The sequence below is a fragment of the Halomonas sp. DP1Y21-3 genome, from assembly GCF_019801245.1.
In the GTDB taxonomy this organism is placed as follows: Bacteria; Pseudomonadota; Gammaproteobacteria; order Pseudomonadales; family Halomonadaceae; genus Halomonas; species Halomonas litopenaei.
The window spans coordinates 165,853-181,130 of the sequence record NZ_JAHVJM010000006.1 but is presented as its reverse complement, the minus strand read 5'-3'; the positions used below and the strand labels follow the sequence as shown (position 1 = coordinate 181,130).

At 65.4% G+C, this 15,278-nt stretch carries 15 protein-coding genes and 1 other RNA gene; 4 read left to right on the top strand and 12 right to left on the bottom strand.

Annotated elements, in window-relative coordinates:
- The 7 genes from murF to rsmI form a co-directional block, all read right to left on the bottom strand.
- Entirely contained in the window at positions 1–1,386 is a 1,386-nt protein-coding gene (gene murF, locus KUV74_RS17415; protein ID WP_222516962.1) for a UDP-N-acetylmuramoyl-tripeptide--D-alanyl-D-alanine ligase, read from the bottom strand.
- A complete protein-coding gene (locus KUV74_RS17410) occupies positions 1,383–2,891 on the bottom strand; it encodes a UDP-N-acetylmuramoyl-L-alanyl-D-glutamate--2,6-diaminopimelate ligase (protein WP_222516961.1) in 1,509 nt (502 codons plus the stop codon). The genes murF and KUV74_RS17410 overlap by 4 nt, the downstream gene beginning before the upstream one ends.
- Positions 2,892–2,914: 23 nt before the next feature.
- Entirely contained in the window at positions 2,915–4,582 is a 1,668-nt protein-coding gene (locus KUV74_RS17405; RefSeq protein WP_371931872.1) for a peptidoglycan D,D-transpeptidase FtsI family protein, read from the bottom strand.
- 53 nt (positions 4,583–4,635) lie between these two features.
- The gene (ftsL, locus tag KUV74_RS17400) at positions 4,636–4,959 is read right to left on the bottom strand and encodes a cell division protein FtsL (RefSeq protein ID WP_052704393.1); all 324 of its coding nucleotides are present in this window, start codon (positions 4,957–4,959) and stop codon (positions 4,636–4,638) included.
- A gap of 9 nt (positions 4,960–4,968) precedes the next feature.
- On the bottom strand, positions 4,969–5,925 hold the full coding sequence (rsmH, locus tag KUV74_RS17395) for a 16S rRNA (cytosine(1402)-N(4))-methyltransferase RsmH (RefSeq protein ID WP_213228693.1): 957 nt from the start codon (positions 5,923–5,925) through the stop codon (positions 4,969–4,971).
- Positions 5,926–6,067: 142 nt separating this feature from the next.
- An RNA gene (gene rnpB, locus KUV74_RS17390) (RNase P RNA component class A) lies at positions 6,068–6,419 on the bottom strand.
- A gap of 275 nt (positions 6,420–6,694) precedes the next feature.
- Entirely contained in the window at positions 6,695–7,549 is an 855-nt protein-coding gene (rsmI, locus tag KUV74_RS17385) for a 16S rRNA (cytidine(1402)-2'-O)-methyltransferase (protein ID WP_222516960.1), read from the bottom strand.
- 46 nt (positions 7,550–7,595) lie between these two features.
- On the opposite strand from rsmI, the gene KUV74_RS17380 reads away from it, so the two are divergent.
- The 4 genes from KUV74_RS17380 to KUV74_RS17365 are packed head-to-tail and all read left to right on the top strand — an operon-like array spanning position 7,596 to position 10,940.
- Complete coding sequence (locus KUV74_RS17380; protein WP_222516959.1) at positions 7,596–9,350, top strand: penicillin-binding protein activator; 1,755 nt, start codon at positions 7,596–7,598, stop codon at positions 9,348–9,350.
- Positions 9,337–9,711: a YraN family protein gene (locus tag KUV74_RS17375; protein WP_222516958.1), complete on the top strand. Its 375-nt coding sequence runs from the start codon at positions 9,337–9,339 to the stop codon at positions 9,709–9,711. Before KUV74_RS17380 ends, KUV74_RS17375 begins: the two co-directional genes overlap by 14 nt.
- A 43-nt stretch (positions 9,712–9,754) precedes the next feature.
- Positions 9,755–10,348: a phosphoheptose isomerase gene (locus KUV74_RS17370; RefSeq protein ID WP_045993370.1), complete on the top strand. Its 594-nt coding sequence runs from the start codon at positions 9,755–9,757 to the stop codon at positions 10,346–10,348.
- A gap of 1 nt (position 10,349) precedes the next feature.
- The gene (locus KUV74_RS17365) at positions 10,350–10,940 is read left to right on the top strand and encodes a BON domain-containing protein (protein ID WP_108132656.1); all 591 of its coding nucleotides are present in this window, start codon (positions 10,350–10,352) and stop codon (positions 10,938–10,940) included.
- Positions 10,941–11,144: 204 nt separating this feature from the next.
- Here the strand turns inward: KUV74_RS17365 and KUV74_RS17360 are convergent, their stop codons facing one another.
- The 5 genes from KUV74_RS17360 to petA all read right to left on the bottom strand — a co-directional run bounded on the left by KUV74_RS17360 (position 11,145) and on the right by petA (position 15,175).
- Positions 11,145–11,651, bottom strand: coding sequence for a ClpXP protease specificity-enhancing factor (locus tag KUV74_RS17360; protein WP_222516957.1), 507 nt, complete (start codon positions 11,649–11,651; stop codon positions 11,145–11,147).
- Between the two features lie 91 nt (positions 11,652–11,742).
- Entirely contained in the window at positions 11,743–12,369 is a 627-nt protein-coding gene (gene sspA, locus KUV74_RS17355; protein ID WP_045993367.1) for a stringent starvation protein SspA, read from the bottom strand.
- Positions 12,370–12,546: 177 nt separating this feature from the next.
- On the bottom strand, positions 12,547–13,317 hold the full coding sequence (locus KUV74_RS17350; protein WP_045993366.1) for a cytochrome c1: 771 nt from the start codon (positions 13,315–13,317) through the stop codon (positions 12,547–12,549).
- Complete coding sequence (locus KUV74_RS17345; protein ID WP_045993365.1) at positions 13,317–14,576, bottom strand: cytochrome b; 1,260 nt, start codon at positions 14,574–14,576, stop codon at positions 13,317–13,319. Before KUV74_RS17345 ends, KUV74_RS17350 begins: the two co-directional genes overlap by 1 nt.
- On the bottom strand, positions 14,576–15,175 hold the full coding sequence (petA, locus tag KUV74_RS17340; RefSeq protein WP_045993364.1) for a ubiquinol-cytochrome c reductase iron-sulfur subunit: 600 nt from the start codon (positions 15,173–15,175) through the stop codon (positions 14,576–14,578). Before petA ends, KUV74_RS17345 begins: the two co-directional genes overlap by 1 nt.
- Positions 15,176–15,278: the final 103 nt, after the last annotated feature.

The window sequence follows — 15,278 nt, the reverse complement described above, 5'->3', positions numbered from 1 at the left end:
TCACCTTGAAACATCCGGCCGCAAGGCCGCCACGACGCCTTCCATCCCCGCGGCGCGGGAGCCCTTGACCAGCACGCTGGCCGCCTCGGGCAGATGTTGACGCACATGGCGGACCATCGCCGCCTGATCAGAAAAATGGTACCCGCCTTCGCCGAAGGCTCGGGCGGCGGTCTCGGCCGCCTCGCCCAGAGTACCGAGAAATGTGATGCCGCGTTCCCGCGCGTAGCGTCCGATCTCTGCGTGCAGATCGGCAGACGCTTCACCCAGCTCTCCCATGGCGCCGAGCAGGCACCAGTGCGGGCCGGGCAGTCCCAGCAGGGCGTCGATGGCCGCCTTCATCGCCCCCGGGTTGGCATTGTAGGTATCATCAAGCAGCCGCGCACCGCGTAACCCCTCCTCCACGGTCAGGCGTCCCGGCGTCGGCACCACCTCGCCAAGCCCCGCCACCACGTCGGCGGCGGGAAGTCCCATGGCCAGCGCCCCTGCCGCAGCCGCCAGGGCATTGGACACGTTGTGACGGCCCATCAGCGGCAGCTCGACACGACCCAGCACCTGAGCGTCGAAAGTCAGCGTGAAAGCATAGCGCCCGAGCGTATCGCAGACCAGCTCCCCGGCATGGAGGCGCGCCTCGGGCGTCAGTCCGAAATCGATCACCTCACGGGGCGACGCCAGGCGCTGCCACAGCGAGAAGTAACGGTCGTCACGGTTGAGTACGGCGACGCCCTCGGGGCCGAGTCCGCCGAGAATCTCCCCCTTGGCCTGGGCGATGCGCCCCATGCCACCGAACTCGCCGACGTGGGCCCCGGTGACATTGGTGATGATGGCGACCTGGGGTTCGGCCAGCGCTACCGTCCAGGCGATCTCGCCCAGGTGATTGGCGCCGAGCTCCACCACGGCTCTCTGGTGATCCGAGGCAAGCGCCAGCAGCGTCAAGGGCGCGCCGATATCGTTGTTGAGGTTGCCGTGGGTGGCGAGGGTCTCGCCCTGACGAGCCAGCAATGTCGCCAGCATCTGCTTGACCGTGGTCTTGCCACTGTTGCCGGTCACCGCCACCAGCGGACCACCCCAGGCCCGGCGCCGCTCGCGGGCCAGCAGCCCCAGCGCCATGCGGGTATCGCCCACCACTAACTGGGGCAAGGGGTCGTCCACCGGGTGCTCGACCACCGCCGCCACGGCGCCGCCTTCGCGGGCCGTGGCAATAAAGTCATGGGCATCGAAGCGCTCGCCCTTCAAGGCCACGAACAGGGTGTCCGCCGCCACCCGACGGGTGTCGGTGACGATGGCGGCTATCGGCGAGTTGGCAAGCCCCTGAAGGCCGCCGCCCTCTCCATCGACACCCAGCGCCCGGCACACCGACCCCAGCGACGCGAGCCCTGGCGCGCTCATTGGTCCCGCCCCTGTCGACGCTGGTCCAGGGCGGCTTCAGCCTCGGCCAGGTCGGAGAAGTCGTGGCGCACGCCCTGAATCTCCTGGTAGGCCTCGTGTCCCTTGCCGGCGATCAGAATCACGTCATCGGCGCTCGCCTCGGCGATGGTACGGGCGATGGCGTCACCGCGACCGGCGATGTTCCATGCCTGCTGGCGGGCCTGGCCCTCCAGCCCCGCGAGCATCGTCTGGCGAATGGCGTCCGGGTCCTCGCTTCTGGGGTTGTCGTCGGTGATCACCAGTCGATCGGCCTGGCCTGCGGCCGCCTGGGCCATCAGCGGGCGCTTGCCGCTGTCGCGATCACCGCCGCAGCCGACCAGGCACCACAGCGCCCCGCGTCCGGGCAGATGGGCGCGAAGCGCCGCCAGGGCGTTGTCCAGCGCATCCGGCGTGTGGGCGTAGTCGATCACCACGGTGGGAGCCCCGGGCCGCGTCAACGCCTGCATCCGTCCCGGCACCGGCGTCAGGGTCGCGGCGGCAGTCACCAGCTCGTCGATGCCGACACCCAGACCGTAGAGGGTGGCCATGGCCAGCAGGACGTTGTCGAGATTGAAGCGACCAAGCAGCGGCAGCACCACCACCTTCTCGCCTTCCGGCGTGGCGATCAGCGCACGCTGCCCACCGACGTCGGGCTCGACATCCAGCACCCTGAGCGAGACGGCATCGTCTTCACCACAGGCCAGCACCCGGGTGCCCTCACCGATGCCCGCCAGCATCAGCCGAGCCAGGGGATCGTCGCCATTGACCACGGCCAGACTGATCTCCGGGCGCTTGAACAGCTTTGCCTTGGAGGCGGCGTAGGCGATCATGCTGCCGTGATAGTCGAGGTGGTCGCGGCTCAGGTTGGTAAATACCGCGGCAGTGAAGCGACAGCCCGCCACCCGCTCCTGCTCCAGGGCGTGACTGGAAACTTCCATGGCTACCCGAGTGATGCCCTGGTCGGCGAGCTCACCCAGCTGGCGCTGCAGCGCCAGTGGCTCGGGGGTGGTCAGCATGCCCTGGGTCAAGGCACCCGGGCGGCCGTGACCCAGGGTACCGATCAGGCCACAGTCGCTGCCCGTGGCGCGGGACAGCTCGGCAATATAGTGGGTCACCGAGCTCTTGCCGTTGGTGCCGGTGACACCGATCAGTTCGAGCCCATCGGGCACCTGATACAGGGTGCGCGCGAGCTCGCCGAGTCGGGCGCGCAGCCCGGGCAGCCACATTACGCGACCATCGACCCGCGGCGGGGCGTCTTGCGGGCCTTCCGCCAACACCAGGCAGGCGCCGGCCTCCAGTGCCTTGTCGATGTAGTCGCGGCCATCGGCGGCGACGCCGGGGATCGCGACAAAGGTCGCGCCGGGCGACACCTCGCGGCTGTCGGTAGTGAGCCAGGTCGCCACCTCGCCGGCGACCGCGGCGTTCGGCGCAAGCTCACTCCAGAACTGGGTCAGCACGTCGTCAAGACGCGCCAGGGATAAGGTCATGGCGGATTCCGTCGCCTTCTGCGTCATGGGCTGTCGCCCTCCTGTTCGGGGCGATCCGGCGGTACGTCGAGGATGCGCAGGGCACTGCCCGCCACCCGCGAGAACACCGGGGCAGCGATGGCGCCGCCGTAGTAGGCGTCGCCCCGGGGATGGTCGATCATTACTACGGTGATGATGCGCGGGTCGGAGACCGGGGTAATCCCGACAAACAACGACCGGTAGGCGTTCTGCTCGTAGCCACCGCTGCCGCTCTTGCGCACGGTGCCGGTCTTGCCGGCCACACTGTAGCCGGGCACCAGCGCGCGCCGGGCGCCGGTGCCTGGTGCCACCACCTCATCCATCATGGCCAGGACGCGGTCGGCGACCTCGGGCTCGATGACCGGCTCGCCCTGGGCGGCGCGGTTGAGGCGCAGCAGTGACGGCGGCAGGCGTTCGCCATGATTGGCGATGGAGGTATAGGCACTGGCCAGCTGCAAGGCGGTGACCGACAGACCGTAACCGTAGGACAGTGCGGCCCACTGACTGCTCGACCACACCGCCGGCGCCGGCATGTTGCCGGTGGCCTCTCCCGGGAAGCCGGTGCCCGGGGCCTGGCCGAAGCCCAGCGCGCGGTAGCGATCTGGCACCACCGGGTCGTCGAGCTGCAGGGTCAGCTTGGCCATGCCGATGTTCGAGGACTTGCGCAGGATCCCGGCCAGGGTCAGCTCGCCATTGTTGGAAACGTCGCGGATGGTATAGCGGTCGATTCGCATCCAGCCCGGCGACGTATCCACCACGGTGTCACGTGGAAAGCGACCGGTCTCGAGCAGCGCCGACATGGCCAGCGGCTTCATCACCGAGCCCGGTTCGAACACGTCGACCATGGCCCGGTTGCGCAGCCCCTGGGGGTCCAGGCCGGCGCGATTATTGGGGTTGTAGGAGGGCTGGTTGGCCATCGCCAGGACCTCGCCGCTGCGCGCGTCCATCATCACCAGTACGCCGCCGTCGGCGTCGTTTTCATCCACGGCAGCCTTGAGCTCACGGTAGGCCATGTACTGCAGGCGCTGGTCGATGGACAGCGTCAGGTTGCCGCCTGGCTCTGCCTCCTGCAGCACCTCCAGATCGCGCACCAGACGTCCACGGCGGTCCTTGAGCACGCGGCGCTTGCCGGGCTCACCGGACAGGTAGGATTGATAGGCCAGCTCCAGTCCTTCCTGGCCCTGGTCGTCGACGTTGGTGACCCCCAGCAACTGGGCGGTCACCTCGCCGGCAGGATAGTAGCGCTTGTACTCTTCCCGGGCGTGGACGCCAGGCACCCGCAGCTTGAGCACCTCCTCGGCCTGGGCCGGGGTCATGCGCCGACGCAGGTACATGAACTCCCGTTCGCTGTAGCGGGCGATACGCTCGTTGAGGGCATCGAGGTCCTGGCCCAGCGCCTGGGCCAGGCGCAACCGCTGGATGTCGTCGGCGGGCAGGTCCTGGGGGTTGGCCCACAGCGTCACCACCGGGGTCGAGATCGCCAGCGGTTCGCCGTGACGATCGGTGATCATGCCCCGGTGGGCGGGGATCGGATCGGTTCTGAGGGTACGGGCGTCCCCCTGCACCTGAAGAAAGTTACGATCGATGACGTGAAGATCGACGATCCGCCCGGCCAGCAGACCCAGGCCCAGCAGGATCAGCGTCATCATCACCACGTAGCGCGCCCGCCCCATCGGCTCCATCGGCGGCGGGCGGCGAGGTGTCACGCCCCGGGGGAGTTCCGCGGTCATGGCGTGATCACCTCGATGTCATGGATATCGGGCAGCCGCATCTCCAGACGCTCCACCGCCAGGCGTTCGACACGCGACGGCGTCGACCAGGCGCTCTCCTCCAGCAGCAACTGCCCCCACTCCGTCTGCAACTGCTGCTGTTCACGCTCCAGCTCCTGGAGCCGAGCATACTGCTGGCGAGTCTGGTGACTGACGCTGATCACCGCCAGCGCCGACACCAGGCATGCCAGCAGCAGCGCCACCACCAGCAAAAGGCGTGGCGACATGGTGCGCGGCAGCGGCCAGCCAAAGGCGTTGATATCCAGTCGTCCTTGAGCCATGGAAGGTCCTCAGTAGCGCTTGCGCGCCATGCGCATGACGGCGCTGCGGGAGCGTGGATTGGCCTCGACCTCTTCGGCGCTGGCCTTCATCGCCTTGCCCAGTGACTCCAGCCGTCGCGCGATCTGATCGTCGCGCAGCGGTATTCCCCGGGGCACCTGGGTATCGCCCTTGACGTGATCGCGGATAAATCGCTTCACCCGTCGATCCTCCAGCGAGTGGAAGCTGATCACCACCAAGTGTCCGCCGGGCGCCAGTGCCTCCAGCGCGGCTTCCAGCGCCTGATCGAGCTGATCGAGCTCACCGTTGACCTCGATACGCATGGCCTGGAACACGCGAGTGGCAGGATGCTTGCCCTTCTCCCAGGCGGGATGGGCGGCCTTGACCACCTCGGCAAGATCGGCCGTGCGGGTGAAAGGCCGTTCCTGGCGCCGAGCGATGATGGCCCGCGCCAGCCGACGAGCGTAGCGCTCCTCGCCGTAACGCTTGAACACCGAAGCCATCTCGGCCTCGCCCACACGCGCAATCCACTGGGCCGCGCTCTCGCCCTGGGTCGGATCCATGCGCATGTCCAGCGGGCCATCGCGCAGAAAGCTGAAACCGCGATCGGGATCGTCAAGCTGAGGGGAGGACACGCCAATGTCGAGCAGGATACCGGACAGCTTGCCATCCAGGCCGTGATCGCGGGCAACCTCTCTCAGCCGCGCAAACTCGGCACGTTCGATGGTAAAGCGTGGGTCATCGATGCTGGCCGCCTCGGCGATCGCCTGGGGGTCGCGATCAAGGGCCAACAGGCCACCGTCTTGTGCAAGGCGGGAAAGGATGGCGCGGGAATGACCGCCTCGTCCGAAGGTGCCATCCAGATATACGCCAGCGGGATCATGCACCAGGGCGTCGACGGCACCGTCGAGCAGGACGCTTTCATGAGCGAAGCCGCGCACGGAGGATTCAGGGGAAGGTGACGGCATGCGGGTCTCGTTCGACGGCGGTGTTCCTACGCGCGGCCAGCCGTCAGCGCCGTCAGCGGTGGAAAACCCTCACGCCACTGGACTCCTGGCCGCACAAACTCGTGATCGCGCCGCTCGAGCCAGGCCCGAGCGCGCAAGAAAAATGGGGAGTCGGCCGATAAGCCGGGTTCTGTCGAGGACAGTCATTCCTCTAGGAGCAGTGTCACCACTGCCCTCAAGCAACCTACCCGAACCCAGCGCGGGCCACGCCAACGGGTTCCTATTTGGTCTTGCTCCGAGTGGGGTTTACCGTGCCACGCACTGTTGCCAGGCGCGCGGTGCGCTCTTACCGCACCCTTTCACCCTTGCCGGCCTCCCGAGGGAGACGTAGGCGGTCTACTCTCTGCTGCACTTTCCGTCGGCTCACGCCGCCCAGGGGTTACCTGGCACTCCGCCCTATGGAGCCCGGACTTTCCTCCCCCGCATCAAGCGGCGGCGACTGTCTGGCCAACTCCCGCGGCAAGCATACCAGTGCCCTGCCACCCCCTCAATCCCCGCCTTGCCGTGACGGGCCTGGGACAACCCCCAGCCTCTTCAGGCGATCGCTCCTGATGCCCTCTCGATGCCCTCGATCCCCGCCTTGCCGTGGCGGGCCTGGGACAACCCCAGCCTCTTCAGGCGATCGCTCCTGATGCCCTCTCGACGCCCTCAATCCCCGCCTTGCCGTGACAGGCCTGGGACAACCCATAGCTCGTCCTAACGGCTGCCTGGCAGCGAACCGGGGCTGGATTCAATCGGCGTCCTTCAATGCCTGCGCCTGGGCGTACCACTGTTTCTTCGGCCCGCCGAGCACGCGCGCGGCCACGGCCGCGGCCTGCTTGACCCCCACCCCTTCGGCCAGCAGCGCGCGCAGCAGCGCTTCATCATCCACCGCTCGCTGGTCCGGCGCCGGCCCCGAGGCCCCGGCCACCATCACCACGAATTCGCCACGTGCCTGATCAGGGTCAGACTCCATCAGTGTCAGCAGCTCCGCGGCGCTGCCGTCGAGGAAGGTTTCGAAGGTCTTGGTCAACTCACGCCCGAGCACGACTCTGCGCTCGCCCAGTACGGCGGCGAGATCGGCCAGGGTGTCGCGGATACGATGAGGTGACTCGTAACAGACCTGGGTAACGGCCGAATTCCTCCAGGCCTCGATGCGCGCTCGCCGCCCCGCACCCTTGGCCGGCAGGAAGCCATGAAAACTGAAATGATCGGTAGGCAGTCCGGCGGCACACAGCGCAGTGACCAGTGCGCAGGGGCCGGGGATCGGCACCACCCGAAAACCCGCCGCCCTGAGTTCTCGCACCACGACGTAGCCGGGATCGCTGATCAAGGGAGTACCGGCATCACTGATCAGCGCCACGTCGTCGCCCTGGGCAAGCCGCTGCCTGAGCGTCTCGACTCGGGACGCCTCGTTATGGTCGTGCACGGAAATCATCGCCGGCGACAGACCGAGATGACGCATCAGGCGGGCACTGTGGCGGGTATCCTCCGCCGCGACTAACGCCACCTGGCCCAATACCTGGGCGGCGCGGGGACTGAGATCATCCAGATTCCCAATTGGCGTGGCGACCACGTACAATGAACCAGCTTTCGCTTCTGACATCTTGGCTCCCTGGGCTGCCATCCGGAACACGGACAAGGAAGGATTCATGAGGACTTTGACTCGCGGCCCCGTGGCCGCCGCTGTACTGGCCATCACGCTGGCCGGCTGCAGCTTCACGCCGAGCATCGTACAGCGGGCCATGGACGACGACCCGGACCAACTACTGGCGCAAGCCGCCCAGCAACAAGGCGCCGAAGCGGCACAGACCCGGCTGAGGGCGGCCGACATCCTAGCACGCTCCGGACGCCGCCCCCAGGCACTGGAAGTCCTCAACAGCCTGGACGACAGCCAGCTCTCCGGCGACAGCCGGCGTCAGTGGGCACTGCTGCTGTCCGAACTGGGGGACAGTGAGGGCGATCCCCAGGCGGTCGTCAGAGCCGCCAGCGTGCTCGACGAGATGCAGCTGCCCAACGACGAAGCCAATCTGCTGCGCCTGCGCCAGGGGCTGGCGCTGGGCCAGCTGGGCGAACCTCTCGAGTCGGCTCGCCTGCTGATGCAGGTGCAGAGCGCCACCGGCCGCGAGGACATCAACGACGCCATCTGGGACCAGTTGAGCGCACTCAACGGCCGCCAGCTCGAGGCACTTGAAGAGCCCGACAACGCCATCGTCACCGGCTGGCTCGAGCTGACCCGCCTGGTCAACCAGAGCGGCGGTGACATCCAGAGGCTATTCGCTCGCCTCGATGACTGGCGCGTGGCCAATCCGGACCACCCCGCCAACCGTCGCCTGCCTACCCAGATCACCCAGTTGCGCGAACTGCGTGGCAAGAGCGTGCAGAACATTGCGGTGCTGCTGCCCGAGTCGGGCCCGCTTTCCGGCGTCGCCGACGCCATCGAAAAAGGAATTCGCAGCCACCAGGCCAATGTGGTCAACGGCGGCGGAAACGGGGCCCAGCTCAGCTTCTTCGACGCCTCCAACGGCAACCTCGACGAACTCTATCAGCAGGCCCAGAGCAGCGGCGCCCAGGTGGTCATCGGCCCGCTGGACAAGAGCGACGTGACTCGTCTCGAAAGCCGCGCCGAGGTGCCCCTGCCGACCCTGGCACTGAACTACGGCCAGTCCGCCTCCAACCAGACCAAGAACCTCTACGAGTACGGCCTGTCGGCAGAAGACGAAGCCCGCCAGGCGGCCCGCCGCGGCTGGCAGGACGGCCACCGCAGCGCCTCCATGCTGGTACCCGACAACGACTGGGGTCAGCGGGTCGGCGAGGCCTTCTGGAACACCTGGAGCGAACTGGGCGGCGATATCGCCACGGCGGTGCGCTACAACCCCGGCGCCTCGGCCACCGACAGCACCCGCCGCGCCATCAGCAACCCGCGTCCGGACATGCTGTTCCTGCTGGCCCTGCCGGACTTCGCCCGCCAGGTGCCGCCGACACTGGAATACTATTCGGCCTCCGATCTGCCGGTGTACGCCACCTCACACCTCTACGAAGGCACCCCTCAGTCGCGCCTGGACCGCGACCTCGACGGCGTGCAGTTCCCCGATATTCCCTGGAACATTCCCGACGCCGCCGTGGGCGGTGCCGAGGCTCTCCCATTCTACGACACCTATCAAGAGCTCAAGGCCGAGAACAGGCCAGCCATCTTCCGCCTGATGGCGATGGGCGTCGACGCCTACGAACTGGCACGCCGCATGCCGCAGATCCAGGCCCTGCCGGGTTCACGCATGCAGGGCGCTACCGGCACCCTGAGCGCCGCCGGCGATGGCCGCATCTACCGCGAACTGCCATGGGCGCAGTTCAGCAGCGGCGTGCCGGCACCCGTGTTCAGTGACGGCCTCGGTGATGCGGCGCCCTGACGCCATAGACGCCGTCGCCCGCGGCCAGGCCATCGAGCGTCACGCCGAGGCCTGGCTGTGCCAGCGTGGACTGATACCGATCTCGCGCAACCAGCGCGCCAAGGGAGGCGAGATCGATCTGGTGATGCGCGACGGCGAGACCCTGGTGTTCGTCGAGGTGCGCCACCGCCGCAGCATCCGCCACGGCCATCCTGCAGAAACAATCACCATCACCAAACAACGCCGCCTGATCCAGGCGGCGCGTTTTTATCTCCACCGCAACGGGCTATCATGTCCTTGCCGCTTCGATGTCCTGGCCGTTACCGGCTCGTCACCGAGCCTCGACATCCAGTGGATCGCCGGTGCATTCGAAGCAAACTGACACAGCGGGCTCCCGGCGAGCCCCCATGGACCAGGAAGGCAGCATGGATTTCCAGAGCCGAATTCTCGGACAGTTCAACGACAGTATCGACACCAAGACCTACGCCAGCGAAGTGCTTCCACCGTTCATCGAGGTCGCGAGCCAGATGATGGTCCAGAGCCTGGTCACCGACGGCAAGATTCTCGCCTGTGGCAACGGCGGCAGCGCCGGCGACAGCCAGCACTTCTCCTCCGAACTGCTCAATCGCTTCGAGCGCGAGCGCCCCAGTCTGCCGGCCCTGGCCTTGACCACCGACACCTCGACGTTGACCTCCATCGCCAACGATTACAGCTACAACGAGGTGTTCTCCAAGCAGGTGCGCGCTCTGGGCCAGCCTGGCGACGTGCTGCTGGCGATTTCCACCAGCGGCAACTCGGCCAATGTCATCCAGGCCATCCAGGCCGCTCATGACCGTGACATGACGGTGGTGGCCCTGACTGGACGGGACGGCGGCAACATGGCCTCCCTGCTGGGACAGGACGATTGCGAAATCCGGGTGCCGGCCACCTCCACAGCCCGTATTCAGGAGGTTCACCTGCTGGTGATCCATTGCCTGTGTGACCTTATCGACGAACAACTCTTTGGTGCGAGTGAATAACATGACGCAACGCGATTCCCGTTCGACACGCCCCCTGATGACCGCCCTGCTGCTGTCCGCCCTGCTGGCCGGCTGCACCACCGTAACCTCGGTGACCAACCCCGGCACCATCGACGAGGATTACGGCGAGCGCACCCTGGGCGCGACCGTCGAGGACGAGAGCATCGAGACCAAGGCCGCCCACAACCTGGGACGCGTCGATGCACGCCTGAAGGACGCCAGGATCAACGTCGACAGCTACAACGGCGTGGTACTGCTGACCGGCCAGGTCCCCAGCGAAGAGCTCAAGCAGCGCGCCGAAGAGATCGTCAGCCAGGTGCGCAACGTTCGCCGGGTCCACAATGAACTCAGCGTGGCGGCCAACCTGCCCACCAGTCAGCGCCTCAACGACGCCTGGCTGGACACCAAGGCACGTACCGCCCTCGCCACCAGCGATCAGGTCGACTCCGGCCGCATCACCGTGGTCACCGAGAACGCTACCGTCTACCTGATGGGCCTGGTGACCCACGCCGAGGCCGACCGTGCGGTCAATGTGGTATCCAACGCCGGCGGCATGGAGCGTATCGTCAAGGTATTCGACTACATCGACTGATGGCGACAGGCGTGCCCTCGCAAGAAGGCACGCCCCTCAAGCGCAAAAGATGCACAAAAAAGCGGTGAGCCTGAGGGCTCGCCGCTTTTTTGAGATACTGCTTGTGAAGAGATCACACTTGTAAAGAGGTCACGCTTTTCCAGCAGATCAAGCCGACGACAGCTCGCCGCCGACCACCTTTCGAGCACGATGCGCCCGATGGCCTTACTTGATCACCCTGAGGGATGGACGCCCCTTGCGAGGCGGCTTGGACCTCTCGACACCTCCATCCACGCCATCGCCGCCATCGGACTCACCGCCTGCGTCCTCATCGGAAGCGGCAGGAGACTCCTCCTCTGACGAATCCTTGACGCTCTCCAGGGCCGGCGCATCGACGTCGTTGGCCTCTTCGACGGGAAGCTCAGGCTCGTGACCAAAGACCATGCCGACGCCGTTCTCGCGGGCGTACAGGGCAATCAGTGCAGGCAGCGGTACAAACAGCAACTCCGACTTGCCACTGAAGCGCGCCGAGAAACGAATCACGTCGTTGCCCATGTCCAGATCACGCACGGCGGTAGGGCCAAGGTTCAGCACGATCTGGCCGTTCTGCACGAACTGCCTGGGAACCTCGACGTTCTCGTACTCCGCATCGACGACGATATACGGCGTCAATTCATTGTCCAGCAGCCACTCGTACAGCGCCCTGGCCAGGTAGGGACGGCTCGACTTCATGATATGGCCCTCTTGGTTGGCGAATGGGAACTCGGGCGACTCCGGTGGCGACCGGACACACACGGCTCAGGCATTCCGTTCAAGCAAAACATCAGGGACGAATTTCGCGCTCGGCCTCGGACAGCGCAGCACGGAAGCCATCACGGGCGAACACGCGCTCCATGTAGCCCATCAGCGGCCGCACCTGCTTCTCGGGCAGCTCGATATTGAGCGCAGGAAGACGCCACAGGATCGGCGCAAGGCAGCAGTCCACCAGGGTGAACTCCTCGCTCATGAAGAAGGGCATGTCCTCGAAGATCGGCGAGATACCGATCAGGCTTTCACGCAGCTCCTTGCGCGCCTTGTCGGCTTCCTTCTTGCTTCCGGACAGGATGCGATCGACCATCGGGCACCACTCGCGCTCGATACGATGCATCCACAGTCGGCTCTGGGCACGCGCGACAGGATAGACCGGCAGCAACGGCGGGTGCGGGAAACGCTCGTCCAGATACTCCATCATGACCTTGGACTCGTAGAGCACCAGGTCACGATCCAACAGCGTGGGGACGCTGTTGTAAGGGTTCAGGTCCGCCAACTCCTCGGGATGCTTGTCGTCGGTCACCTCGACAATATCCACGGCCACGCCCTTCTCAGCCAGCACGATCCGTACACGATGGCTGAAATGGTCCTCGCCACCGGAGTAGAAGATCATCGACGACCGCTTGGCCACTACACCCATGAAACAATCCTCGCATCAGTTCAAGCCGGGATGATAACACGACAACCCCCTTCTCGGGGGGGCATCAGGGGCACATCTTTGCTCCCGCAGCGGGTCCGCCCGGGCGCAACGATGATACCAGAAAAGGCAACGGGCGCGTGGTCATCGACCCCGCGCCCGCCATGGTGGACCAATCGGTCAGTGAATGTCTCGCCAGTACTCGCGCTTGAGGAAGTAGGCGATGATGCCAAACAGCAGGATGAAGATCAGCACCTTCGGTCCCAGCGCCTGGGCATGCAGCTTGGACGGCTCGCCCACGTAGGCCAGGAAGTTGGTCAGATCATACACCGCCTGCTCGAACTCCTTGGGCTCCATGCTGCCCGGCGACGTCACCTGCAGGGTCTCGCAGGACTGGTACTTGCCGGTCAGCGGATCGAGTTCGGCGTCACCGACCGCATGGTCGGAGGCTGCACAGACCTTCTCCTGCACCCCCTGCAGCGGCTCGAGCACGTTGGGCATGCCCACCGCCGGGAACACCACATTGTTGACCCCGGTGGCACGCTCGCTGTCACGATAGAAGCTCAGCAGATAGCTGTAGATCCAGTCGGTGCCGCGCAGCCTGGCTTCCAGGGTCAGATCCGGCGGCGCCTTGCCGAACCATACCTCGGCATCCTCGGCGCTCATCGCCTTGTGCATCTGGTCGTTGTACCCCAGTTCCGGCGAGAAGATCAGATTGTCCTCGACCAGATCCTGGGGCATCCCCAGATCCTCGGCCGCGCGGGAGAAACGCTGGTACTCCAGGGAATGACAGCCCATGCAGTAGTTGACGTAGAGCTTCATCCCGTTCTGCAGCGAGGCCTGGTTCTCCAGATCCGGCGACATGCTGCGCAGGTGCACCCCCTCGCCGCCCGCGGCGAAGGAGCAAAGCGGGACCAGCGCGAAGAGCAGTGCGAACAGTTGCTTTTTCATTAGCCAGTCACCCTTTCAGGAACGGGTTTGGTCTTCTCCAGCCGCGTATAGATGGGCATCAACACGAAGAAGGCGAAGTAGATCACGGTGCAGATCTGGGCCAGCAGCGTCCTGGCGCCGGTCGGCGGCAGCACCCCGAGCACCCCGAGGATGACAAAGCTGATCGCGAACAGCACCAGCATCACCTTGGAGATCCAGCCCTTGTAGCGCATGGAGCGCACCGGAGAGCGGTCGAGCCAGGGCAGCACGAACAGCACCGCAATGGCCGCCCCCATGAAGATGACCCCGAGGAACTTGGCGTCCAGCCCAAACAGCGAGAAGGTGATGGCGCGCAGGATCGCGTAGAAGGGCGTGAAGTACCACACCGGGGCGATATGATCCGGCGTCTTCAGCGGGTTGGCCGGCTCGAAGTTTGGCTTCTCGAGGAAGTAGCCGCCGCCTTCGGGGAAGTAGAAGATCACCGCGCAGAACACGAACAGGAACACCGCCACTCCGACGATATCCTTCACCGTGTAGTACGGATGGAAGGGAATGCCGTCCAGCGGCTTGCCGGTCTCGTCCTTCTTGGCCTTGATATCGATGCCGTCGGGATTGTTGGACCCCACCTCGTGCAAGGCAATGATGTGCAACACCACCAGCGCCAGGATCACGATAGGCAGCGCCACCACGTGCAGGGCAAAGAAGCGGTTCAGCGTGATCCCGGAGATCAGATAGTCACCGCGCACCCACTGGGCCAGGTCGGGACCGATACTCGGGATGGCGGAGAACAGCGAGATGATGACCTGGGCACCCCAGTAGGACATCTGTCCCCAGGGCAGCAGATAGCCCATGAAGGCTTCGGCCATCAGCGCCAGGTAGATCGCCATGCCGAAGATCCACACCAGCTCGCGCGGCGCCTTGTAGGAGCCATAGAGCAGGCCGCGGAACATGTGCAGGTAGACCACCAGGAAGAACGCCGAGGCGCCGGTGGAGTGCATGTAGCGGATCAGCCAGCCGTACTCGACATCACGCATGATGTACTCGACGGAGGCGAAGGCACCCTCGGCGCTGGGGTTGAAGCTCATGGTCAGCCAGACACCGGTGAGGATCTGATTGACCAGCACCAGCAGCGCCAGGGAGCCGAAGAAGTACCAGAAGTTGAAGTTCTTGGGCGCGTAGTACTCGGACAGATGCTCCTGCCACATCTGGGTGGCGGGGAAGCGATCATCGACCCAGCGCATGAAACCGCGTTCGGCCTTGGCCTTGTTGGGATTCGCCATTATGCGCCCTCCCCGTCTTCGCCGACCACGATGACCGACTCGTTGACAAAGTAGTAGGGTGGAACTTCCAGGTTCACCGGAGCGGGCACATTGCGAAACACCCTGCCCGCCAGGTCGAAGCGCGAACCATGGCACGGGCAGAAGAAGCCACCGGGCCAGTCATCGACACCGACGCCTTCGGCGTTGGGCTCCGGCTTGAACAGCGGTGAACAGCCCAGATGCGTACAGATGCCGACCAGCACACCGATCTCGGGCCGAATGGAGCGCAGCGAACCGCCGGCATAGTCCGGCTGCATCGGCTTGGCGGAATCCGGATCTGCCAGCACCTCGTCGGTCAACGCCTCGGTACGTTCGATCATCTCCGGCGTGCGATTGATGACCCATACAGGACGGCCCCGCCACTCGACGGTCATTCGCTGCCCGGGTTCGAGCTTCGAAATATCCGCCTGAACGGGCGCACCCGCCGCCCGAGCCCTGGCACTAGGCTGCCAGGAAGCCACAAAGGGTACCGCTACCCCGACGGCGCCGACTGCTCCAACTACGGAGGTCGCCCCTACGAGGAAACGGCGTCGCCCTTTGTTCACGCCGTTGTCTGCCATGATCTGGTTTCTCCCATCAGACTTTATCCGTTGTTGTTTTCACGGCCCCTTGAATGTCCGTGACCACGGATACAAGTGGATTGTATGTTAGGAAATCCCCCCC

Bases quoted from the DNA above. Each gene is read 5' to 3' on its own strand.
- petA (WP_045993364.1), bottom strand. From the start codon at position 15,175: ATGGCAGACAACGGCGTGAACAAAGGGCGACGCCGTTTCCTCGTAGGG.
- KUV74_RS17345 (WP_045993365.1), bottom strand. From the start codon at position 14,576: ATGGCGAATCCCAACAAGGCCAAGGCCGAACGCGGTTTCATGCGCTGG.
- KUV74_RS17350 (WP_045993366.1), bottom strand. From the start codon at position 13,317: ATGAAAAAGCAACTGTTCGCACTGCTCTTCGCGCTGGTCCCGCTTTGC.
- KUV74_RS17370 (WP_045993370.1), top strand. From the start codon at position 9,755: ATGGATTTCCAGAGCCGAATTCTCGGACAGTTCAACGACAGTATCGAC.
- rsmH (WP_213228693.1), bottom strand. From the start codon at position 5,925: ATGCCGTCACCTTCCCCTGAATCCTCCGTGCGCGGCTTCGCTCATGAA.
- KUV74_RS17365 (WP_108132656.1), top strand. From the start codon at position 10,350: ATGACGCAACGCGATTCCCGTTCGACACGCCCCCTGATGACCGCCCTG.
- ftsL (WP_052704393.1), bottom strand. From the start codon at position 4,959: ATGGCTCAAGGACGACTGGATATCAACGCCTTTGGCTGGCCGCTGCCG.
- KUV74_RS17405 (WP_371931872.1), bottom strand. From the start codon at position 4,582: ATGGGGCGGGCGCGCTACGTGGTGATGATGACGCTGATCCTGCTGGGC.
- sspA (WP_045993367.1), bottom strand. From the start codon at position 12,369: ATGGGTGTAGTGGCCAAGCGGTCGTCGATGATCTTCTACTCCGGTGGC.
- KUV74_RS17410 (WP_222516961.1), bottom strand. From the start codon at position 2,891: ATGACCTTATCCCTGGCGCGTCTTGACGACGTGCTGACCCAGTTCTGG.
- KUV74_RS17375 (WP_222516958.1), top strand. From the start codon at position 9,337: ATGCGGCGCCCTGACGCCATAGACGCCGTCGCCCGCGGCCAGGCCATC.
- KUV74_RS17380 (WP_222516959.1), top strand. From the start codon at position 7,596: ATGAGGACTTTGACTCGCGGCCCCGTGGCCGCCGCTGTACTGGCCATC.
- murF (WP_222516962.1), bottom strand. From the start codon at position 1,386: ATGAGCGCGCCAGGGCTCGCGTCGCTGGGGTCGGTGTGCCGGGCGCTG.
- KUV74_RS17360 (WP_222516957.1), bottom strand. From the start codon at position 11,651: ATGAAGTCGAGCCGTCCCTACCTGGCCAGGGCGCTGTACGAGTGGCTG.
- rsmI (WP_222516960.1), bottom strand. From the start codon at position 7,549: ATGTCAGAAGCGAAAGCTGGTTCATTGTACGTGGTCGCCACGCCAATT.